We start from the raw sequence: 22,299 nt of genomic DNA, 5'->3' as shown, positions 1-22,299 counted from the left end.
GCCTCTCTCGCACTCACTTCGCGTCGTGGAAGATCACACCAACGGTGTGGCGATGGCCGGAGCGAATCCTGCTGACGCCGTGGCGCAGATTGACACGATACGGTCCGCGCGTCCCCTGCACCGGGCGATGATGCACGGCAAAGGCCACCGCATCGCCCTTGGTGAGCGGCACCACCTCGGGCCGCGACTGCATCCGCGGCCGCTGCTCGGTCAGCACGAATTCGCCACCCGTAAAAATCGCGCCCGGGCTGCGACAGCAGGATCGCGACCTGGATCGGGAACACATGCTCGCCATAGAGATCCTGGTGCAGGCAGTTGTAGTCGCCCTCGCCATATTGCAGCAGCAGCGGCGTCGGCCGCGTCTGTTCGGCGTCATGGCAGCGCTTCAGGAACGCCGCATGCGACGCAGGATATCGGATATCGATCCCCATCGTCTCGTTCCAACGATTGGCTGCCGCGGTCAGCCGCGTATAGAGCGCCGGCCGCAGCTCCGCGATCAGGTCCGGCAGCGGATAGGAGAAATACTTGTACTCGCCGCGGCCGAAGCCGTGACGGCCCATCACGATCCGGCTGCGGAACTGGCTGTCGTCGGGATACAGCGCGGCGATGGCATCGCATTCCTCAGGCGTCAGCAGGCTGTTGAGGACGGCGCATCCCTGCCCATCGAGGTCGGTCGTGATCCGGTCCCAGTCGAGCCCGTCGACGCGGGCCGGGATGCCGGTGGGTGGACGGGTGATGGTTTTGGCTGTTGCTGTCATGGGACGGAATCTGGCCCCTGATTGCGGCCCGCGCCACCCGATTTCCGATCGAAAGATGCAGAGAACGTCACCACAATTACGGTGTCGTCCCGGCGAAAGCCGGGACCCATAGCCACCGTCGTCAGTTGTTGAGATCGGTGGGGCCACAGCGTGCCAACCACAACACTCTGTGGTTATGGGTCCCGGCTTTCGCCGGGACGACGCACGTGGAGAAAGCGTCGGTCATCTCCCTCACAACAACAACGCGGCGAGCAATCAGCCCCTCACCGGCAGCGTCACCACGTCGTAGCCGTGGCTGATCTTCCGCTTCAGCACCGGGTCTTCCAGCTCGAACTCGAACCGGCTGGCCGGGCGGATGCCGCCCTTGGCCGCGAAGGTGCCGCCGAACATGGCGCAGCCGTCGGGCAGCGCGCCCTGGTCGAAGCCGCGCGCGATCAGGTCCTTCACCGGCAGCATGTGATCGAGCGTGCCTTCCTGGTAGAGCACGCGCTGGCCGCCGATCACGGCCCAGGAACGCAGCACCAGCTGGTCCCAGTGGCCGATCACGTCGTCGAGTTCCCACAGCTCCGATGCCATCGGCTTGTCGCACATCTGCTTCGACACGGTGACGCTGTAGCTCTCGACCTTGCGGTCGGTGTGGTCGGAGCCGCAGCCGACGAAAATGCGGCCCTGCCAGCCGATCAGCACGAACTCGACCTCGCCGCTCGAGTCCTCTCCGCAGACTTCGATGGCATCGGCGAAGGTGAGCCGGCGCGCCGAGCAGCGGTAGTAGATCGGCGTGGTCGCGGGCCGTGCGATGCCGAGTGCCTCGAGCTCGGCGATGTGCTTGTCGCGCGCCACCGGATCGCGGCCGGTCCAGCCGGCGATCACGGCCTGCCTGATTTCCAGTGTGAGCGGAGTGGCGACGCCCTTGTCGTCGACATTGAAGGTGAGATCAAACACGGATCACGGTCTCCATTCCGGCAGCGAGCTCGAAAATGCGCCGATCCGAACCGCCCGCGGCGGCGAGCATCAGGCCGACCGGCGCCTCGCCCTCGTGATGCGCGGGCAGCGAGATCGCGCAGCCGTCGAACACATTGATCAGCGTGCAATTGCGCAGCGCGCGCAAATTCTCGGTGGCGAACGCCTTGTCGTCGGCGAGGCTGGCGATCGTAGGCGGCAGGTTCGCCGTGGTCGGCAGCACCATCGCATCATAGGGCGCGATCCGCTTCTCGGTACGGGCGATGAAGGAGCGGCGTGCGTTGAGCAGATCGATGTAGTCGGCGGCCGGAAAGCCCTCGCCGCGCTGGATGCGCACGGCGACGCGCGGATCGTAGATGTCGCCCTTGCTGGCCAGCAGGAAGCGATGCCAGGCATAGCTTTCGGCGGCGGCAAAGCCGCCCTTGGCGTTCATGACGCCGACATCGAGCAATTCGGGCACCTCGATCCGCTCGATCAAGGCGCCTGCGCGCGACAACGCCGCGAGCGCGCGCTCGAAGGTTTTCGCGACGGCCTCGTCGAGGTCGTCGAGAGCGACCGTGGTCGGCATCGCGAGCCGCATGCCTTTCACCGGGCGCGGCGAGACCGGCGTCACCGGCTGATCCGCCAGCACCGCGTCGAGCGCGGCGCAGCAGGCCACCGAATTGGCCAGCGGGCCGTAGCTGTCGAGCGTGAACGACAGCGGCACGCCGCCATCGAGCGGAATCCGGCGTTGCGTCGGCTTGTAGCCGACGATGCCGTTGAAGGCGGCGGGAATCCGGCAGGAGCCGCCGGTATCGGTACCGAGCGCGCCGAACGCCATGCCGTCCGCGATCGAGACCGCCGCCCCCGAGGACGAGCCGCCCGGCACGTGGCCGGCGCTCCGGTTCCAGGCGCTCTTCGGCGTGCCGTAATGCGGATTGATGCCGATGCCGGAATAGGCGAACTCGGTCATGTTGGTGCGGCCGATCACGATGAAGCCGGCGCGCTTGAGCCGCGCCACGACAGGTGCATCGGCATCCGCCGGCGCGGAATCCTCCAGCGCGCGCGAGCCCGCCCGCGTCACCTGCCCCTTGATGTCGAACAGGTCCTTGATCGAAACCGGAATGCCGGCAAATGGCGACGGCGCGGCATTGGCCTTGCGCAGCCGGTCCATGGCGTCGGCGGCCTCCAGCGCGGCGTCGCGGTCGACATGGATGAAGGTGCGTTGGCCCTCGCCTGAGGGATCAGCGATTTTGGCGATGCACTGCTCGACGAGCTTGCGGGCAGAGGTCGCGCCGCCGGCGAGATCGGCGGCCAGGGAGGCGAGTGTCGGATTCTTGGGCATGGCTTTCACTTCACGGCTTGCACTTCATGGCTTGCAGTTGATTGTCGCGCGAACCGAAGCCGATTTCCAGCCCGCCGGCGCCTCACCTCGCATCACTTCAGCCCGAAATAGGCGCGGTGCAGCTCTTCATTGCCGCTCATCTCGGCAACCGTGCCGGAGAAGCGGATCCGCCCGCCTTCCAGCACGAATACGCGGGTGGCAATCTCGAGAAAACCGATATTTTGCTCCGCGATCAAGAGTGCCAGTCCGCGGCCCTGCAGGCTCGACAAGGCGCGCAGCACCTCCTTGACGAACAGCGGCGACAGCCCGGCCGAGGGCTCGTCCATCACCAGCAGCTTCGGCTCGGCCGACAGCGCCTTGGCGATGCCGAGCATCTTTCGCTGACCGCCGGACAGGCTGGACGCGGGATCGCGGCGCTTGTCGCGCAGCACCGGGAACAGGCCGTACAGTTCGTCGACCCGCGCCCCCGGATTGGCATGGCCCAGCGCCTGCGCGCCGACGCGGATATTTTCCTCGATCGACAGGTCGGGAAACACCGCAAGCTCCGACATGTAGGTCATGCCGCGCTTCATGCGATCCGACGAGCGCATCCTGGTGATGTCCTCGCCGCCGAGCTTGATGTGGCCGCTGCGGGCCTCGATCAGGCCGACCAGCGACTTCAGGAACGTGGTCTTGCCCGCGCCGTTGGCGCCGAGCAGCAGCACGGTCTCGCCGGGGCGGACGTCGAGATCGACGCCCCACAGCACCTGCATGGTGCCGTAGCCGGCATCGACGCCCCTCGTGTCCAGAAGCGACACCGCATCAGTGGGCATGCTCGCCTCCCAAAAATACCTCGATCACCTGCGGCTCGCGTACCGCGGTCGCCAGCGTGCCCTCGAAGACCTCCTTGCCCGCATTGAGCACGATGACGCGGTCGGTGATCTGCTCGATGAAGCCCATCAGATGCTCGACCACGATGATCGCCATGCCGGTTGCGGCCAAGGCCTTGATGCGGCCGGCGATCCAGTCGAGCTCCGCCGGGTTGAGGCCGGCCGCGAGTTCGTCGAGCAGCAGCAGCCGCGGCCGCGTGGCGAGCGCACGGGTCAGATCGAGCATCTTCTGCTGCGCGCTGTTGAGATCGGCGGCCGGACGGTCGGCGACCTCCTTCAGCCTGAAATCCTCGAGCAGTTCGGCAATCGACGGCGCACCGGTCGCGCCGCCATAGGCCAGCGCCACCTGGATGTTCTCGCGTACCGTGAGCGACAGGAACGGCTTCGATACCTGGAAGGTGCGGTTGATGCCGCGGTGAACGAGCTTGTGCGAGGCGACGCCGCCGGCGGACACGCTGTCGAACACGACCTCGCCGCCGTCTGGCGCATAGAGACCGGAGATCACATTGATCGCCGTGGTCTTGCCGGAGCCGTTCGGGCCGACCAGCCCGAGGATCTCGCCGGGCACGACGTGGAAGCTGAGGCCATCGAGCGCGTGGAAGCCGCCAAAGCGCTTCACCAGCTTCGAGACCTTGAGGATCGGGGTTTTCTCAGGGGACATGCCACCCCCTGCGGGTTGCCAGCGACACCAGTCCAGAGGGCAGGAACAGCACCAGGCCCATGATCAGGAGACCATAGATCAGCTGGAAATATTGCGGCGTGGTGAAGCCGATCAGATTGTAGATGCCGTAGAGAATCAGCACGCCGACGATCGGTCCGGTGATGGTGGCAACGCCGCCGAACAGCGCGAACACGATCGCGAAGATGCTGAACTCGCCGGAGAACACGTTGTCCGGATAGAACACCGAGACGTACCAGGCATAGATGCCGCCGGCGAGGCCGGCGACCAGCGCCGAGGCGAGCCAGGCAATCACCCGCATCTTCACGATATTGACGCCGGCCATCGAGGCCGACACCGCATCCTCGCGCACGGCCTGCAGCGCCAGCCCGAACGGCGAGTTCTTCAGATAGACCACGGCGCCGACCGTCAGCGCCATCACGACGACCGCGGCATAGTAGGCGTGGGTCGGGTTGAACGTGCCGGTGAGCGACACGCCGTAGGGGCCCTTGGTGATCCCCTCCAGCGCGGGGTTGGCGACGAAATGCAGCACCGCGAGCGAGGCCGCGAGGTTGGCGATCGCGAAATACGCGCCCGACAGCCGCAGCAGCGGCGTCAGCAACAGGCCGAGCGCAACCGCCACGACGCCGCCGACCAGCACGGCGAGCGGCGCCGGTGTATGCAGATGCATCACCATGATGGCGAAGCCATAGGCGCCGGCGCCGAAGAAGCCGACATACCCGAACGGCAGATAGCCGGTGAAGCCATAGATGATGTTCACGCCTTGCGCGAGGATCAGGAAGATCACGAAGTTGAACAGCAGCAGATGGTTTTGATAGACGCCGGGCAGCAGTGCGAACACCACCACCAACGGCGCCAGGATGAACAGCAGGTGCTTCGAGGCGTTATGCAACGCGCACCCGCCTTCCGAGCAGACCGCTCGGGCGCAACAACAGGATCACGATCAACAACACATAGGGCAGCAAGTCGGCCCAGGAACTGAGATAGGTCTGCACCAGCATGTAGCAGAGACCGTAGACGACACCGCCGATCGCGGTACCGAGCGGATTGCCCAGCGAACCCAGCACGACGATCGCAAACGACGTCACCGTCGCGTCGGCGCCGAACGCCGGCGTCACCGAGCCGAACATGAAAGGCGCGAACACGCCGGCGACCGCCGCGATGCCGAGCCCGATACCGAACGCCGCCGCCGAGACGCGATCGACATCGATGCCGGTCGCCAATGCCTCGTCGCGCCGTGACATCACGGCGCGGGTCAGGGTGCCGAGCCGGGTGTGGTAGAGATAGAGGTAGACCAGCGCGATCGCGATCAGGCTGGTGATGGCCGCGATCACCCAAGGCGCGGGAAAACCCTGGCCGAAGATCTGGATCGGCCCTGCCCCACCCGCCTTGCCGCCGAACCATTTTACCTTGATGGTCGTGAACACGGTGCCGAGCAGCCGGCTCTGGATCGAGCGCTCGCTGGTGCCGGCGAAGATCGTGGTGACGGCCTCGATCACCTGCGACAGACCGAAGAACAGGATGATCGACAGCATTTCCGGATTGGCCGAGCCCTGCAGCCGCGGCACCAGCACCCAGTACAGCAGCACGCCCACCAGCACGAAGACCACGAAGGCCAGCGGCACCGCGAACAGCGGGTCGATGCCGGCGAGGCCGACCACGCCGAGCGCGATGAAGGCGCCGAGCATCAGGATGTCGCCATGCGCAAGGTTGACGATGCGCATGACGCCGAACACGAGATTGAGACCGATGCCGACCAGGCTGAAATACAGCCCGAACAGCACGCCGGCAACGAGCGCATAGGTCATGCTACCGCTCGCCGCCGACGGTTACGCCTGCCGCACCCACCTGCATCACGGCGCCGGGTAGATCGGCTTGCCGGTGGCGGTCTCGTGCGGATAGATCGAGACGAACTTGATGTGATCGTGCTCGTCGACCGTGAGCTGGCCGAGCGGCGTGAGTTCGCCGATCTGGCCGCCGGTCTCATCCAGCGCGAAGGTGCCGTCCAGCGTCTTGAGCTGGCCGCTGAGCGAGAACACCGTGCGGCGCAGTTCCATCTGGTCGAGGCTGGTCGCTACCGACAGCGTCTTCTCGATCACCAGCGCCGTGGTGTAGCCGGCCACCGCGTTGAAGCCGAACTCCATCTTGCCGTCGTTGTACTTTTTGGTCCAGGCGGCGCGGAAATCCTTCATGTTCATCCCGAAATTGACGGGATAGTCCAATTCGGACGGCGGCACATAGGTCCAGATGTGCTCGAGACCCTTGGCGCCGACGTTCTTCTCGAGCAATTCGGTCTCGAGGCCGGCATAGATCGCGAACAGCATCTTGAACTTGGTGCCGACGTCCTGGACGTTGCGCAGGAAGGCGATGTCGTTCGGCGCATAGCCGAAATGGATCACCGCGTCGGGATTGGCGTTGCTGATGTTGTTGATGATGACGTTGTAGTTGGTGGTCTCGGTCGGAACGCCCTGGTCATAGACGATCTCGATCGGCGCGCCGGACTCCTTGACGAACTTGCGGAACGCGTTGGCCTGGGTGCCGGTGAACTCGTTGGTCGAATAGAGGATCGCGACCTTCCTGATGCCGAGGCCAGGGCCGTCATGGCTGATGAAGTCGGCGACCGGCTTCGGCCACACCGTCGACACCGGATCGGCCATCAGCGCGATGTAGGGATTGTCCTTGGAGAAGAAGCTCGCGCCGGTGCCGGTCTGGTCGAACAGGAACATCTTGTGATCGCGCGCGATCGCAACCGCGGGCGCCGTCAGCACCGATCCGGAATCGGCGACCAGGAGATCGACCTTATCCTGGGTGACGAGCTGATTATAAAGCGTCGAGGCGGTCGCGGTGTTGCTCTGGTCGTCATAGGAGACGAGCTTGATCGGGATCTTCTTGTCGAACGCCTTCACGAAGACGCCGCCCTCGGCGTTCTTCTGCTCGACCCACAATTTCAGCGAGCTGTAGACCGGCATCGAGATCGAGGCGTAGCGCCCCGAGGATGCGTAGAGCGTGCCGATCTTGATCTCCGACGGTGCGTCGGCGGCCATCGCCTGCGTGGCGAATGCGAGGCTGGCAGCGAGTGCCGCGCCGATGATCCTCAGCATGATATGTTCCTCCCGGCTATCTTGAACGTGTCTTGGACGTATCTTGGACGCGGCCCTTCTACGCGCCGGATCGGAGCGACACAAGCATCGCCGCCTTAGCAATTGTGCGAGGGGCGGAATATGCGGCATGCGCGGGACACAGGCCGCTGCGCGGAGCATGGATGGACCGTTGACGGGCCTTGGTTCAATGTCGCATCAAGACTGTAACGATTTCGGGAGGAGACATCAGACATGGCCGAGCCCGCGCGCGCGAAACCAAAGCCGACACCGGAGACCCAGCATTTCTGGGATGGCACCAAGGCTGGCGAGCTGCGCCTGCAGCGCTGCGATGCCTGCGCCAATGTCTACTTTCCGCCGCGGCCGTTCTGCCCCTCCTGCGCCTCGCGCAAGGTCTCGATCTTCAAGGCCAGCGGCAAGGGCAAGCTCTACAGCTACGTCATCAACCACCGTCCGGCCGCGCCCGGCTTCACGCCGCCTTACGCGATCGCCGTGGTCGAGCTCGACGAAGGCCCGCGCATGATGAGCAACATCATCGATTGTCCGCAGACGCCGGAAGCGCTCGAGCTCGACATGCGGCTCGAAGTCGCCTTCGAGGCGCTCGACGACAAGATCACGCTTCCCTTGTTCCGTCCGGCAAAGGGATAATGTGATGCGCAGGAACCAGGTTGCCGTCGTCGGTGCGGCCGAAACCACCGAACTCGGCGTCATCCCGAACATGTCGCAGATCCAGCTGCACGCGGACGCGGCGCTGAATGCGATCGCGGACGCCGGCCTGAAGCTGTGCGACATCGACGGCTTCGCTACTGCGGTCGAGACCCCGCAGCAGATGGCGCACTATCTCGGCATCACGCCGACCTGGGTCGACGGCACCTCGGTCGGCGGCTGCTCCTTCATGCTGCATGTCCGCCACGCCGCTGCGGCGATCGAGGCCGGCCTGTGCAAGACCGTTCTGATCACGCATGCCGAAAGCGGCAAGTCGATGATCGGCAAGCAGCCGCGCTTCACGCCGGCCGACAGCCTCAACGGCCAGTTCGAGGCGCCGTTCGGCGTCTACGGGCCGCCGAGCATGTTTCCGATTCCCGTGCTGCGGTTCATGAAGACCCACGGCATCACGCATGAGCAGCTCGCGATGGTCGCGGTGGTGCAGCGCGAATGGGCGGGGAAGAACCCGCGCGCGACCATGAAGGACCCGATCACCGTCGCCGACGTCCTGAACTCGCGGATGATCGCCTATCCGTTCCGGCTGCTGCAATGCTGCCTCGTCACCGACGGCGGCGGCGCGCTGATCCTCACCTCGGCCGACCGCGCCAAGGATTTCCCGAACAAGCCGGTCTACATCCTCGGCACCGGCGAGAGCGTGGAAACGCCGATGGTCAGCCAAATGAAGACGTTCGACTCATCGCGCGCCTTCAAAGTGGCAGGGCGGCTGGCCTTCAAGGAGGCCGGCATCACCCACAAGGACGTCGATCATCTGATGATCTACGATGCATTCGCGCATCTGCCGCTCTACGGCCTCGGCGACCTCGGCTTCATGCCGTATGAGGAGACCGGCAAGTTCATCGCCGACGGCAACACCCGCCCCGGCGGCAAGCTGCCGCTCAACACCAATGGCGGCGGCCTCAGCTACATGCACTCCGGCATGTACGGCATGTACGCGCTGCAGGAGAGCGTGCGGCAGATGCGCGGTATCGCGCCGGCGCAGGTGCCGAACGCAAAGATCTCGGTCTGCCACGGCGTCGGCGGCATGTTCGCCGCAAGTGGCACGATCATCTTTACGAACGAGAAGTAACAACTCCGTCGTTCCGGGGCGCGCGAAGCGCAAACCCGGAACCTCGAGATTCCGGGTCTGGTGCTTCGCACCATCCCGGAATGACGGAGAGCAAACCAGGAGAACCGACATGGCAAAATCACTGCAGGATAAAGTCATCATCGTCACCGGCGCGGGGCGCGGCATCGGCCGCGAAATCGCGCTGCTCTGCGCGGCGGAAGGCGCCAAGGTCGTGGTCAACGATCCCGGCGGCGCCGCCGATGGCGCCGGCACGAGTGCCGCGCCCGCCGAGGAGGTGGTCGAGGAGATCAAGAAGCGCGGCGGCACCGCGGTCGCCAATTTCGAGTCGGTGGCGGAAGCCATTCCCGCCAGCAAGATCGTGAAGACCGCGACCGATCATTTCGGCCGGCTCGACGGCGTCGTCAACAATGCCGGCATCCTGCGCGACATGATCTTCCACAAGATGAGCGTGGAAGCGTTCGAGGCCGTCATCAAGGTGCATCTGATGGGCTCGTTCTATGTCAGCCACGCCGCGGCGCGGATCTATCGCGAGCAGGAGTCGGGCTCCTTCGTGCACTTCACCTCGACCTCCGGCCTGATCGGCAATTACGGCCAGGCCAACTACGCCGCCGCCAAGCTCGGCATCGTCGGCCTGTCGAAATCGATTGCGCTCGACATGGGCCGCTTCAACGTGCGCTCGAACTGCGTGTCGCCGTTCGCCTGGACCCGCATGATCGGCACCATCCCGACCGAGACCGACGCCGAGAAGGCGCGCGTCGAGAAGATCAAGCAGATGGGCCCGGAGAAGATCGCGCCGGTCTGCGCCTATCTGCTCTCGGACGCGGCCAAGGACGTCACCGGACAGATCTTCGGCGTGCGCATGAACGAAATCTTCCTGTTCGGCCAGCATCGTCCGGTGCGCTCGGTTCATCGCGGCGAAGGCTGGACGCCCGAGACCATTGCCGAACACGGCATGCCGGCGCTGAAGGGATCGTTCGCCAAGCTCGACCGCTCGGCCGACGTCTTCACCTGGGATCCGATCTGAACTTGATCTGATCCTCCGATCCGATCTGACAGTTTTATGAAATCGTCGCCTCCGCGAACTCCGCGCGCAATCGCGCGCTAGGCGGGGGCGACACACTCTTTGGTTGTTTCATCATGGCGTGCCCGCATTGTGCCAGAATTGCGGGGGTATGATCGTCCTCCCGATAACAAAAAAGCCTGGGAGGACTTTCGTGACAAATCCAAGCAACATTCAGAAACACGAGGGCGACGGTGCAAAGGCGTTCGACCGTCGGACAATCTTGCGCGGTGCAACCGCGCTTGCTGCAACCGCGATGGCCGCATCCGATGCCGCAGCGCGCGACTTCGGCCCCAACGCGGAGCCGCAGCGCTATCCCGATCCAGACATCGTCGTGATCGACGACAAGCGCTTCAAGGCCAAGGTCGGCAACACCGCGATCAAGCGGCTCTACACCGGCTGCCTGTGGGCGGAAGGCCCGGCCTGGAACGCGCAGGGCCAGTATCTGGTCTGGAGCGATATCCCGGCCAACCGGCAGTTGCGCTATCTCGACGATGACGGCCACATCTCCGAGCAATTCCACAAGCCGTCAAACGAGGCCAACGGCTCGACCTTCGATTTCGAGGGCCGCCAGATCACCGCCGAGCGCACCCGGCTGGTGCGCTACGAGCACGACGGAACCGTCACGCCCTTGGCGGAGCAGGCCAATGGCAAGCAGCTCAACGGGCCGAACGACATGGTCGTGCATCCCAACGACAAGTCGATCTGGTTCACCGACCCCGGCTACGGCGCGATCTCGATCTATGAGGGCCAACTGGCCAACACGGGATCGAAGCAGCCCTACCAGAAGGAAGCCGTCTATCGCATCGATGCTGCGACCGGCCAGATCACCAAGGTCGCGGACGAGCCGTTCAAGCCGAACGGCATCGCCTTCAGCCACGACTACAAGAAGGTCTATGTCTGCGATACCGGCATCACGCATTACCCGAATGCCAAGAACATCGTCTGGCAGTACGACCTCAACGGCGACAAGCTCTCCAACCCGCGCACGCTGATCGACATGGCGCTGGACGGCAAGTCAGGCTTCCCGGACGGCCTGCGTGTCGACGTCGACGGCAATATCTGGGTCGGCGCCGGCTGGGTCGGACCGGGCTACGACGGCGTGCAGGTGTTTGCGCCCGACGGCCAGCGGATCGGCCAGATCCTGCTGCCGGAGACCTGCGCCAACCTCACCTTCGGCGGCAAGAAGCGCAACCGCCTGTTCATGACGGCAAGCCAGTCGCTCTACGCGGTCTATGTCGAGACGAAGGGCGCGCACAACTGTTGATCTAACCGTCGTCCCGGCGAAGGCCGGGACCCATTACCACTGCAGTTGGTTGTTGAAGAAAGCTGGGGCCCACATCGTTCACGACACTCCCGGTCGTGGTTATGGGTCCCGGCCTTCGCCGGGACGACAGCGTAGCTAGCCGCTATTCCTCAGCCCCGCCGAAATCCCGTTGATCGTGATCTGAATCCCGCGCAGCACCTGCTCGTCTGGGTTCTGCGCGCGATACTCCTTCAACAGCTCGACCTGCACGTGATTGAGCGGATCCATGTACGGGAAGCGGTTGCGGATGCCGCGCTCCAGTAGCGGGTTGCCCTGCAGCAGCCGGTCATGCCCCATGATGTCGAGCAGCGTCTCGATCGACAGATGCCATTCGCGGCGGATCTGGCCGAAAATCTTCTCGCGCAACGCGACGTCAGGCACCAGCTCGGCATAGCGCGAGGCGATCGCGATCGAGCTCTTCGCCAGCACCATATCCATGTTGGAGAGCAGCGTGCGGAAGAACGGCCATTCCCGATAGAGCTCCTGCAGGAACGACATGCCCTGCTCCGGATGCTCTGATATCCAGCTCTCGACCGCGCTGCCGAAACCATACCATCCCGGCAGCATCAGCCGGCATTGCGCCCAGGAGAACACCCACGGAATGGCGCGCAGGTCCTCGATCTCGCGGGTCTTCTTGCGCGAGGCCGGGCGGCTGCCGATGTTCAGCGTCGCGATCTCGTTGATGACGGTCGAGCCCCAGAAATAATCGGCGAAGCCTTCGGTCTCATAGACAAGGCCGCGATAGGCCTTGAAGGCGAGCGCGGAAATCTCCTCCATCGCCTTGAGATATTCGGGGCGCGGCGCGCTCTGCCGAGGCTGCAGCAGACTGGTTTCCAGCGTCGCCGCGGCGAGGATTTCCAGATTGCTGCGGCCGACCTCGGCATTGGAATATTTCGACGAGATGATCTCGCCCTGCTCCGTGATGCGTATCTGGCCGTTCACGGCGCCGCCGGGCTGCGCGATGATCGCGTCATAGCTCGGGCCACCGCCGCGGCCGACCGAACCGCCGCGGCCGTGGAACAGGCGCAGCCGCACGCCGTGGCGCTCGAACACCTCGACGAGGCCGATCTCTGCCTTGTAGAGCTCCCAACCCGAGGTGACGAAGCCGCCATCCTTGTTGCTGTCGGAATAGCCGAGCATCACCTCCTGCACGCTACCGAGACTGTCGACCAGCTTGCGATAATCGTGCAGCACCAGCATGCGGTCCATGATGCCGCTGGAGGCCTGCAGATCCTCGATGGTTTCGAACAGCGGCACGATGTTGACGGCGCTGCGGCCGGACGGATTGACGAGCCCGACCTCCTTCAGCAGCACCGCGACCTCGAGCATGTCGGACATGCCCTGGCACATCGAGATGATGCATTGGGAGATCACCTCCGGCCCGAACCTGGCATGCGCCTCGGCCGCGGCTCGGAACACGGCGAGCTCGCTTTGGGTCTCCTCGGAATATTTCACGAAGGGCGAGGCCAGCGGCCGTGCATTGCGCAGCTCGCCGAGCAGCAGGCTGACGCGAGCGTCCTCGCCGAGCGCCACATAGGACATCCCCGGATTCGCGGTGTCGAACAGTTCGGCGATGGTGCGCTCGTGCACCGCCGAGTTCTGGCGGATGTCGAGTCGCGCCAGATGGAAGCCGAAGCAATCCACCGCCCGCCGCAACAGCCGCAGCCGGCCGCGCGCGATCACGCTGGAATTGTTCGCAATCAGCGAGCGGTTGAGCACGTCGAGATCGGCCTGGAATTCCCTGGCGCGCGCATAGGGCTCGGCCTTGCCGACCGGCGGCCGCGTGGTCTCGACCTCGAGCCGGGAGGCTGTCGCCGCAAGTCTCGCATAGATGCCCGATACGGCCAGACGATACGGCTCGCCGCTGCGATGCGGTGAGGTGTCGGGCGAACGCCCGGCGAGGCTCCGCAGCTCGTCCGAGACGTCGGCGAGATGCGCCGCCAGCGACAATTCGGCGCCAAGCGCATGCAGCTCCTCGAGGTAGAAGTTGAGCGCCTGGCTCGACTGCAGGCGCAGCGTGCCGCGCATCACCTCCGCGGTGACGAAGGGATTGCCGTCGCGATCGCCGCCGATCCAGCTTCCCATCCTGAGGAAGGAAGCGAGTTCGCCGGCCTCGCCGCCCTCCTTGTTCAGGCGGTCCTCCAGCGCGCAATGCAGCCGCGGCACCTCCTGCAGGAAGGTGTAGTCGTAGAACGACAGGCCGTTGGCGACCTCGTCGAGGACGGTCAATTTGGTCCGGCGCAGCAGATTGGTCTGCCACAACGTCACCACGGCGCGGCGAAGCTGCTCGTCGCTGGCCTCGCTCTCGTCCGGCGTCATCTGCAGCCGCTCGCGGCGGTCGAGCAGATCGGCGATCTCCATCTCGCGGTCCATCGTGCTCTTGCGGCGGACCTCGGTCGGATGCGCGGTCAATACCGGGCTGACCAGTGCACTCTTGAAGAAGCTGCGCAAATCGGCCGGGCTGATGCCGGCCTGACGGGCATGCACCAGCGTCTGTTCCAGCGTGCTCGGCCGCGGCGCCCCGCTCGGACCGCGGCTGCGCATCTGGCGGATGTTGTTCTGGTCCTCGGCGATGTTGGCGAGGTGGGAGAAATAGCTGAAGGCGCGGACGATCTGCAGCGTCTCGGCAATCGACATGCCGTCGAGGATGCTCTCCAGTTCCCGACGCGCCAGCTTGTCCTCGTCGCGATGGAAGCGAACCGAGGTCTGGCGGATGCGCTCGACCAGGTCGAATACATCGGCCCCTTCCTGGTCGCGCACGGTGTCGCCGAGAACGCGCCCCAGCAGGCGGATGTCGTTCCGGAGCCGCGCATCCTCCTCCTGCGCACTCGCTTCCAGAAGGCTGGCCTCTGCGGCAAGTTTGGCGCGGATTTCCGTCTCGGGCGGCATGATCTGGGGAGGCATTACCTGGGGAGACATGGCTCGGCTACTCCGGAGGCTGCCCGGCTCCTCCCGAGTGTGCGCTTTTTTTGCCGCAGCGCAAGATGAACTTGGTGGCGGTGCACACACCAATGTCGTCCCGGCGAAAGCTGGGACCCATCACCACCGGCGGCTGCGGTCGAAGCAAGCTGGGCCACTGCAGCGCGCAACACGGAGATTGGTGGTTATGGGTCCCGAGTCGCGCGGAGCCTGTCATCGGGCAGCGCTTCGCGCCGACCCGTTGGCTTGCCCGGGACGACGGCGAGTTTTGTGGCGCTAGATCCTCCGCCCCGCTCGCTCCCAATAGGGATCGCGCAGCCGGCGCTTGAAGATTTTTCCGGAATCCTCGCGCGGCAGGCTGGTCTGGATCTCGATGTGCTTGGGCACCTTGTAATCGGCGAGCGTGGTCTTCAGCTGGGCGCGGACGGAGGCGATGTCGAGCGCGACGCCGGGCTGCGGCTCGACCACCGCCATCAGCGCCTCGCCGAACTCGGCATCGGGAATGCCGAACACCGCGCAGTCGTGCACGCCGGGGACGGCATGCAGCACCGCCTCGATCTCGGCCGGATAGATGTTGACGCCGCCCGAGATCACCATGTCGCGCTTGCGATCGCAGATGAAGACGTAGCCGTCGGCATCGATATAGCCGACGTCGCCCGAGGTGATGAATCCCTGCCGGTCGATCTCGGCGCGCTTCTCGGCCTTGTTGTGATAGGTGAAATCGGGATTGCCCTTGATCCGCGAATAGATCTCGCCGATCTGGCCCTGCGGCACCTCCTTGCCGTCGTCGCCGATGAAGCGCAGCTCGGCACCGGGCGAGATCTTTCCGACCGTGCCGGGCTTCTTCAGCGCGTCCTCGGAATTGGCGAAGGTCACCGCGCCTGACTCGGTCGAGCCATAGAATTCATAGATCACCGGCCCCCACCATTCGATCATGGCGCGCTTGACGTCGGGCGGACAGGGCGCGGCGGCATGGATGATGTGACGCAGCGATGACATGTCGTACTTGCGGCGCACCTCCTCGGGCAGCTTCATCAGGCGGATGAACATCGTCGGCACCATGAAGATGGTGTCGATCCGCTCGCGCGCGATCAACTGCAGAAACTCCTCCGCGTCGAAGCGCGGCATGAGCACCAGCGCGCCGCCGAGCTTGCCCGAGCGCAAGCCGAAGGAATTCGGCGCGGAATGGTAGAGCGGTCCGGGCAGGATCGCGCGTGCACCGGGCTTCAGGCCGTAGATCATCGCGCGCATTGCTTCCGCATTGGCGGTCTGCTCCGGCGTCGGCGCGAAGCGGCGCACGCCCTTCGGATGGCCTGTGGTGCCCGAGGTGTAGATCATGTTCTGCGGCTGCGGCACTACCGGGCCGTCATAGCGCGGGAATTGCGCCAGCCAGGCTTCGAAATTGATCGCGAAATCCGGTGTCGCCAGATGATCGGGATTGATCTTGTAGTTGGCGAGGATTTCCGGTGGCGTCGGCACGCTGAGCACGATGACGCCGGGCGGGATCGCGCCGCGCAGCGGATGCAGCATGTCGGCATGACCGATCAGGACGCGCGTGCCGGAATCCGTCAGCACATAGTTGATCTCCTCCGGCTTGAAGTGCCAGTTGATCGGCACGCCATAGGCGCCGAGCCGCATCGCGGCATAGGCAGCCTCGATGAAGGCGATGTCGTTGCGCATCAGCATGCAGACGCTGTCGCCCGGCTTGACGCCGAGCTCGTTGAGGCCGCTGGCAATACGGTCGGCGCGCTCGGCCACTGCAGCGTGATCGCGCCGGCGACCGCCGCTGACGATGCCGAGGAAGGGCTGGGACGTTTCCATTGTCGTTGTCCGATCTTTCGTCGGGTTAAATGTCATTCCGGGGCGCGCAGAGCGCGAACGCGGAATCTCGAGATTCTCCGGTGCGCAATTGCGCACCATGGTTCGATGCTGCGCACCGCTGCGGAATGACTGCGGTCGTTACCCCGCATCCACAAACCTTGGCGCGCGCTTCTCCAGATTGGCGCGCACGGATTCGGTCTGGTTCGGGCTGCCGAGCAATTTCTGCTGCTCGACCGATTCCGCGAGCAGCGCGGCCGCCGGGTCGACCGACAGATTGTTGAGCATGCGCTTGGCGGCACGGATCGCATCCGGGCTCTTGCCGGCGATTTCGCGCGCGACCTCGAGCGCCGCGGCGCGCGGATCGTCGCAGACGCGGGTGGCAAGGCCGTAACTTTGGGCCTCCTGCGCCGAGAAGATGCGGCCGGTATAGGTGAGCTCGCGCAGGATGTCGTCGCGCACGAGGCTCGCCAGAATCGGCGTGCCCGCCATGTCGGGCACAAGACCCCATTTGATTTCCATGATCGACATCCGCGCATCCTGCGAGAGGAAGCGCATGTCGGCGCCGAGCGCGAGCTGGAAGCCGCCGCCGAACGCGACACCGTGGACCGCTGCGATCACGGGCACCGGAAGCTGGCGCCAGCCCCAGACCGCCTGCTGCGGGAAATTGGCCTTGCCGTGGGTGCGGACGGTGAGATCGCGCTTCTCGCTGCCCGGCACTCCGTTACCGCCGTCCTTCATGGCGGCGAAACGGCCCATGTCGAGCCCGGCGCAGAACGCCCGGCCCTCGCCGGACAGCACCACCACCCGAACGGCTTTTTCCCTGGAAAGCCGGTCGGTTGCGGCCACCAATGCCTCGAACATCGCGGCGTCGAGCGCGTTCATCTTGTCCGCCCGCACCAGGCGGACATCGGCGATACCGTCCGAAATCGATATCGAAACGCGATCTTCCATTGAAATCTCCTCCGCTGTTCCTTGTTGGCGCTTTACAGAAAGGCCGTTGTCCGCTTTTAGTCAATCGACCAATTAACTGACAACCCCCGTGGAGGAAACGATGTTCTCTGATCAGCTTCTTGCCGGGCGGCGCATACTGGTAACCGGTGGTGGCACCGGCCTCGGCAAGTCCATGGCCTCGCGGTTCCTGCAGCTCGGGGCCGAGGTGCATATCTGCGGCCGCCGCAAGAGCGTGTGCGACGAAACCGCCACCGAGCTGATGGCCGAGCATGGCGGGCGCGTGGTCAGCCACGGCGTCGATATCCGCAACGCCATGGCGGTCGACGAGATGATCGAGGCGATCTGGACCACCAGCGGCCCCCTCACCGATCTCATCAACAACGCCGCCGGCAATTTCATCTCGCGCTCGGAAGAATTGTCGCCGCGCGGCTTCGATGCGGTCGCCAATATCGTGATGCACGGCACCTTCTACGTGACGCACGCGGTGGGCCGGCGCTGGATCGCCGGCGGCCATCGCGGCAACGTGGTGTCGATCACCGTGACCTGGGTGCGCAACGGCTCGCCCTATGTGGTGCCGTCGGCCATGAGCAAGTCGGCGATCCACGCCATGACCATGTCGCTTGCGATCGAATGGGGCCGTCACGGCATCCGCCTCAACACCATCGCGCCCGGCGAGATCCCGACCGAGGGCATGAGCAAGCGCATCAAGCCCGGCGACGAGGCCGGTGCGCGCACCAAGGCGATGAACCCGATGGGCCGCGTCGGCACCATGGAGGAATTGCAGAACCTCGCGGTGTTCCTGATCTCCGGCGGCTGCGACTGGATCAACGGCGAGACCATCGCCATGGACGGCGCGCAGGCGCTCGCGATGGGCGGTAATTTCTATCAGCTCCGCGACTGGAGCGACGACGACTGGACCAAGGCGCGCGAGTCGATCAAGGCGCAGAACGAGAAGGATCGCGCGGCGCGGGGCTGAGGCCCGCGCTTGCTCCTCAATCACTACTGTCGTCCCTGCGAAAGCAGGGCCCATAACCACCGCTGCGCGTTGTCGAGCTCGCTGTGGCTCCAGCGTCGCGCCACATACAGATTCGTGGTTATGGGTCCCGGCCTTCGCCGGGACGACGATGTTGAAACAGCGCGGCCAATTCCTCCGTATTGTTTTTCCCGCGCGATGCCGCCACACTCCGTGCAACCAAAACAAGACGTCACGGGGGAACATGTCCGACGCGCAGAAACTAACCAATCTTGCCGACATGGTGCGCGAGCGCGCCAAGAGCCGCGGCGACGCGCTGGCCTATGAATTCGAGGGACGGCAAACCAGCTTCGCCGGGTTCGACATCAAGACCAACCGCGTCGCCAACGCGCTGATCGCGATGGGCGTCGAGAAGGGTGAGCGCATCGCCTATCTCGGCAAGAACAGTGACTTCTATTTCGAGCTGTTGATGGGCGCGATGAAGGCCGGTGTGGTGATGGCGCCGGTGAACTGGCGCCTTGCAGGCCCCGAAGTCGCCTTCATCGTCGACGACTGCAAGGCCCCCGTCCTGTTCGTCGGCCCCGAATTCATCACGCAGGCGCGCAACATCCGCGACAAGCTGCCGAGCGTTCGCACCATCATCACGACCGAGGGCGGCGCGCCGGAATGGCCCGACTTCGTCGCCTGGCGCGATGCGCAGGGCGGCGACGACCCGCGCGTTGCGATCGAGCCGAAGGACATCGCGATCCAGCTCTACACCTCGGGCACGACGGGCAAGCCGAAAGGCGCGATGCTGTCACACGCCAATTTCCTCAACCTCGTGCAAAGCGGCAACGAGGCCGAGAAGCCAGAGTGGAACCGCTGGACCACCGACGACGTCTCGCTGGTCGCGATGCCGATCTTCCACATCGGCGGCTCCGGCTGGGGCGTGATGGGCCTCTATCACGGCGCCCGCGGTGTAATCGCGCGCGAGTTCGACCCGACCAAGGTGCTCGACTTCTTCGAGCAGTCCGGCATCACAAAGCTGTTCATGGTGCCGGCCGCGATGCAGTTCGTGGTGCGGCAGCCGCGGGCGCGGCAGGTCGACTTCTCACGCCTGAAATACATGCTCTATGGCGCCTCACCGATTCCGGCGGCGCTGCTGAAGGAGTGCATCGAGGTCTTCAAATGCGGCTTCGTGCAGATGTACGGCATGACCGAGACCACCGGCACCATCGTCGCGCTGCCGCCGGAGGACCATATCGAAGGGCTCGATCGCATGCGCTCCGCCGGCAAGGCGTTGCCCGGCATCGAGCTTGCGATTCTCGATCCGGACGGCAAGCCGCTGCCGCCGGGCGAAGTCGGCGAAATCGCCACCCGCTCCGGCTCCAACATGGCCGGCTACTGGAATCTGCCCGAGGCCACCGCGCGCACCATCGACAGCGACGGCTGGCTGCGCACCGGCGACGCCGGCTACATGGACAAGGACGGCTATCTCTACATCCACGACCGCATCAAGGACATGATCATCTCCGGGGGCGAGAATATCTATCCGGCCGAGGTCGAGAGCGCGCTGTGCGACCATCCGGACGTGGCGGAAGCGGCCGTGATCGGCATCCCCGACGACAAATGGGGCGAGGCGGTGAAGGCCGTGGTGGTGATGAAGCCGGGCAAGAGCGCGACCGCGACCGACATCATCAACTTCACCCGCGAGCGGATCGCCGGCTACAAGACGCCGAAATCGGTCGACTTCATCCCGGCACTGCCGCGCAACCCGTCGGGCAAGATCCTGCGGCGGAGCCTGCGTGAACCGTACTGGGCGGGCAAGGACCGGCAGGTGAACTAGCGGTCTCTGTCGTCCCGGCCAAGCGAAGCGCGAGCCGGGACCCATAACCATCGTTGTTCATTGTCTGTCGACGCTGGGGCCACATCTCGTTCAACCAATAGCCGACTGTGGTTATGGGTCCCTGCTTTCGCCTGCTTTCGCAGGGACGACGGTGGAGGGAGTGTCGCACTTCACTTCTTCCCCGTCCTCTCCCGCAAGACGCGCCACCGCTCCTGCGCCTCTTTCGGCCAGACCTCTTTCCGATCGTAATACTCGGCGAACACTTTCGCGCCCGGCGGGAACGTCACCCAGGGCTGCTTCGACGAGGTGAAGATGTGAGCATCCGGCGGGCACTGGCTCGGATCATCCAGCGTGCCGACGCGGACGAAGCGTACCGCCGGTCCCGCGCCTGGATAGTTGCTCCACACCGCGACCTTGCAGATGGGGCAACGCGCGATCTTCTGTCCCTTGCCGCTCGCCGAGGGCGTGTCGACGATCTCGGGCTCGGCCGCGATATGCTCGACCCGCTCGGCCTCGTACAACGCGTTGAGCGCGTGCACGGTGCCGGTCTCGCGCTGGCACCAGGTGCAGTGGCAGGCGTGCACGATCAGCGGCCTGCCGGTCAGGCGGTAGCGGACGTTTCTGCAGGTGCATCCACCTTCCATGCTCATGCCGCCTCCTCTGCGTTAGTGCTTGCCGGCTCCCATGTAGCCGAACAGGAAGCCCGCCACTTTGCGCTTCTGGATCTCCTCGCTGCCTTCCGTGATGCGATAGCGGCGGTGATGGCGGTAGATGTGCTCGAACGGCTTGTGGCGCGAATAGCCCATGCCGCCATGCACCTGCATCGCGCGGTCGGCGGCTTCGCAGCACAGACGGTTTGCCCAGAAATTGCACATCGAGACCCGGTCGGACAGCGTGTGCTCGACCTGCGCCTGGGTCAGTTGATCCATCTCCCAGGCGGTCTTGCGGATCAACAGCCGCAGCATCTCGGCCTGGGTCGCGAGCTCGACCAGCGGCCACTGGATCGCCTGGTTCTCGGCCAGCGCCTTGCCGAACGGCTTGCGCTCGCGAGCATATTTCACGCTCTCATTGATGCAGTACACCGCAGCGCCGAGCGAGCTCGCCGCCTGGCGGATGCGGTTCTCGTGCACGAAGCATTGCGCCAGCGACAGGCCGCGGCCGACCTCGCCGAACTGCGCATCCTCCGGCACGAACACATCGGTGAAGCTGACCCGCGGATGGTCGGTCGGCATGTTGAAGGTCCACATATACTCTTCGACCTTCACCCCCGCCGATTTCGCCGGCACCAGGAAGCAGCTGATGCCGCGCGCGTCGCCGTCATTGCCCGAGGTGCGGGCAAACAGCGCGCAGTGCGTGGCGACATGCATGCCTGTCGTCCACATCTTCTCGCCGTTGATGATCCAGCCCTTGACGTTGTCGCGCGTGGCCTGAACCGCTTTGGTTTCCATATGGGTGGCGTCCGAGCCGTGCTCGGGCTCGGTCAGACCGAACGTGATGCGGTACTTGCCGGTGATCGAGCCGTCGATCATCGCCTTCTGCTCGTCGGTTCCGTAGCGGTCGAGCATGGTCACGATCGGCAGATTGCCGACGATCGAGTGTTCGTTCTGCAGGTCGTTGTGCAAACCGAGACCCTTTGAGGCAAAATGTTCGCGGATCACGGCCATCCACAGGTTGGAGCCGTCCTTGCCGCCATAGCGCTTCGGGATCGCGAAGCGCAGATGGCCGGCGGCATCGGCCAGGTTCTTGGCCTTGCGCAGCAAGAGCTCCCATTCATGGCGCGGCAGGCCGCCCTTGTCGAAATCGGTGCGCGCCCATTCACGGCGATGGTCGAAGAAGCGGATGTTGTCGTCAGCCTCTTCCAGCGGCTTGATCTCGCGTTCGATGAAGCGATCGAGCTCAGCGAGATAGGCTGTCAGGTCAGCCGGCAAGTTGAAATCCAAGGCGGTCTCTCCCGGAAATATTGT

At 64.8% G+C, this 22,299-nt stretch carries 18 protein-coding genes and 1 pseudogene; 6 read left to right on the top strand and 13 right to left on the bottom strand.

Going from position 1 to position 22,299, the window contains the following annotated elements; genetic code table 11:
- Nucleotides 1-13: 13 nt before the first annotated feature.
- The 8 genes and pseudogenes from ACVMIH_RS41150 to ACVMIH_RS41115 all read right to left on the bottom strand — a co-directional run bounded on the left by ACVMIH_RS41150 (nt 14) and on the right by ACVMIH_RS41115 (nt 7,691).
- A pseudogene (locus ACVMIH_RS41150) lies at nt 14-758 on the bottom strand (2OG-Fe(II) oxygenase).
- A 255-nt stretch (nt 759-1,013) separates the two neighbouring features.
- Complete coding sequence (locus tag ACVMIH_RS41145) at nt 1,014-1,700, bottom strand: DUF2848 domain-containing protein (RefSeq protein ID WP_076832975.1); 687 nt, start codon at nt 1,698-1,700, stop codon at nt 1,014-1,016.
- Nucleotides 1,693-3,042 carry an amidase gene (locus ACVMIH_RS41140; RefSeq protein ID WP_456866298.1) on the bottom strand — a complete coding sequence of 450 codons (1,350 nt, stop codon included), beginning with the start codon at nt 3,040-3,042 and terminating at the stop codon, nt 1,693-1,695. The genes ACVMIH_RS41145 and ACVMIH_RS41140 overlap by 8 nt, the downstream gene beginning before the upstream one ends.
- Nucleotides 3,043-3,134: 92 nt before the next feature.
- Nucleotides 3,135-3,854 carry an ABC transporter ATP-binding protein gene (locus ACVMIH_RS41135; RefSeq protein WP_057015727.1) on the bottom strand — a complete coding sequence of 240 codons (720 nt, stop codon included), beginning with the start codon at nt 3,852-3,854 and terminating at the stop codon, nt 3,135-3,137.
- The gene (locus ACVMIH_RS41130) at nt 3,844-4,572 is read right to left on the bottom strand and encodes an ABC transporter ATP-binding protein (protein ID WP_456866295.1); all 729 of its coding nucleotides are present in this window, start codon (nt 4,570-4,572) and stop codon (nt 3,844-3,846) included. Before ACVMIH_RS41130 ends, ACVMIH_RS41135 begins: the two co-directional genes overlap by 11 nt.
- Nucleotides 4,562-5,482 (bottom strand): branched-chain amino acid ABC transporter permease, encoded by a 921-nt coding sequence (locus tag ACVMIH_RS41125; RefSeq protein WP_057015729.1) that lies wholly within the window; start codon nt 5,480-5,482, stop codon nt 4,562-4,564. The genes ACVMIH_RS41130 and ACVMIH_RS41125 overlap by 11 nt, the downstream gene beginning before the upstream one ends.
- The gene (locus ACVMIH_RS41120; protein WP_253640318.1) at nt 5,475-6,398 is read right to left on the bottom strand and encodes a branched-chain amino acid ABC transporter permease; all 924 of its coding nucleotides are present in this window, start codon (nt 6,396-6,398) and stop codon (nt 5,475-5,477) included. Before ACVMIH_RS41120 ends, ACVMIH_RS41125 begins: the two co-directional genes overlap by 8 nt.
- A gap of 45 nt (nt 6,399-6,443) precedes the next feature.
- Nucleotides 6,444-7,691 carry an amino acid ABC transporter substrate-binding protein gene (locus ACVMIH_RS41115; protein ID WP_456866293.1) on the bottom strand — a complete coding sequence of 416 codons (1,248 nt, stop codon included), beginning with the start codon at nt 7,689-7,691 and terminating at the stop codon, nt 6,444-6,446.
- Between the two features lie 231 nt (nt 7,692-7,922).
- Here ACVMIH_RS41115 and ACVMIH_RS41110 point away from each other — a divergent pair, with 231 nt between their 5' ends.
- The 4 genes from ACVMIH_RS41110 (at nt 7,923) to ACVMIH_RS41095 (ending at nt 11,807) form a co-directional block, all read left to right on the top strand.
- Nucleotides 7,923-8,336, top strand: coding sequence for a Zn-ribbon domain-containing OB-fold protein (locus ACVMIH_RS41110; RefSeq protein WP_016841161.1), 414 nt, complete (start codon nt 7,923-7,925; stop codon nt 8,334-8,336).
- Between the two features lie 4 nt (nt 8,337-8,340).
- Nucleotides 8,341-9,480 (top strand): thiolase C-terminal domain-containing protein, encoded by a 1,140-nt coding sequence (locus tag ACVMIH_RS41105; protein WP_057015757.1) that lies wholly within the window; start codon nt 8,341-8,343, stop codon nt 9,478-9,480.
- 109 nt (nt 9,481-9,589) lie between these two features.
- On the top strand, nt 9,590-10,504 hold the full coding sequence (locus tag ACVMIH_RS41100) for an SDR family oxidoreductase (protein WP_018270553.1): 915 nt from the start codon (nt 9,590-9,592) through the stop codon (nt 10,502-10,504).
- Nucleotides 10,505-10,694: 190 nt separating this feature from the next.
- Nucleotides 10,695-11,807, top strand: a complete 1,113-nt coding sequence (locus tag ACVMIH_RS41095; RefSeq protein WP_456866290.1) for an SMP-30/gluconolactonase/LRE family protein — start codon at nt 10,695-10,697, stop codon at nt 11,805-11,807.
- 135 nt (nt 11,808-11,942) lie between these two features.
- Here the strand turns inward: ACVMIH_RS41095 and ppc are convergent, their stop codons facing one another.
- The 3 genes from ppc to ACVMIH_RS41080 all read right to left on the bottom strand — a co-directional run bounded on the left by ppc (nt 11,943) and on the right by ACVMIH_RS41080 (nt 17,537).
- The gene (gene ppc / locus ACVMIH_RS41090) at nt 11,943-14,735 is read right to left on the bottom strand and encodes a phosphoenolpyruvate carboxylase (RefSeq protein WP_456866698.1); all 2,793 of its coding nucleotides are present in this window, start codon (nt 14,733-14,735) and stop codon (nt 11,943-11,945) included.
- A gap of 306 nt (nt 14,736-15,041) precedes the next feature.
- A complete protein-coding gene (locus ACVMIH_RS41085; RefSeq protein WP_456866288.1) occupies nt 15,042-16,586 on the bottom strand; it encodes an acyl-CoA synthetase in 1,545 nt (514 codons plus the stop codon).
- 138 nt (nt 16,587-16,724) lie between these two features.
- Nucleotides 16,725-17,537: a crotonase/enoyl-CoA hydratase family protein gene (locus ACVMIH_RS41080; RefSeq protein ID WP_456866285.1), complete on the bottom strand. Its 813-nt coding sequence runs from the start codon at nt 17,535-17,537 to the stop codon at nt 16,725-16,727.
- Nucleotides 17,538-17,637: 100 nt separating this feature from the next.
- Between ACVMIH_RS41080 and ACVMIH_RS41075 the strand changes: the two genes are divergently transcribed.
- Nucleotides 17,638-18,513 (top strand): SDR family oxidoreductase, encoded by an 876-nt coding sequence (locus ACVMIH_RS41075; RefSeq protein WP_018270548.1) that lies wholly within the window; start codon nt 17,638-17,640, stop codon nt 18,511-18,513.
- Nucleotides 18,514-18,754: 241 nt separating this feature from the next.
- Nucleotides 18,755-20,335 (top strand): fatty acid--CoA ligase, encoded by a 1,581-nt coding sequence (locus tag ACVMIH_RS41070; protein ID WP_456866282.1) that lies wholly within the window; start codon nt 18,755-18,757, stop codon nt 20,333-20,335.
- A gap of 170 nt (nt 20,336-20,505) precedes the next feature.
- On the opposite strand, the gene ACVMIH_RS41065 is transcribed toward ACVMIH_RS41070, so the two are convergent.
- Both ACVMIH_RS41065 and ACVMIH_RS41060 read right to left on the bottom strand, forming a co-directional pair.
- Entirely contained in the window at nt 20,506-20,985 is a 480-nt protein-coding gene (locus ACVMIH_RS41065) for a GFA family protein (RefSeq protein WP_057015736.1), read from the bottom strand.
- A 15-nt stretch (nt 20,986-21,000) separates the two neighbouring features.
- Entirely contained in the window at nt 21,001-22,275 is a 1,275-nt protein-coding gene (locus ACVMIH_RS41060; protein ID WP_038388013.1) for an acyl-CoA dehydrogenase family protein, read from the bottom strand.
- Nucleotides 22,276-22,299 lie beyond the last annotated feature (24 nt).

This window comes from Bradyrhizobium sp. USDA 4503 (assembly GCF_054055815.1).
The sequence above is the reverse complement of the archived record's forward strand: the minus strand, read 5'-3'. Positions and strand labels throughout refer to the sequence as shown.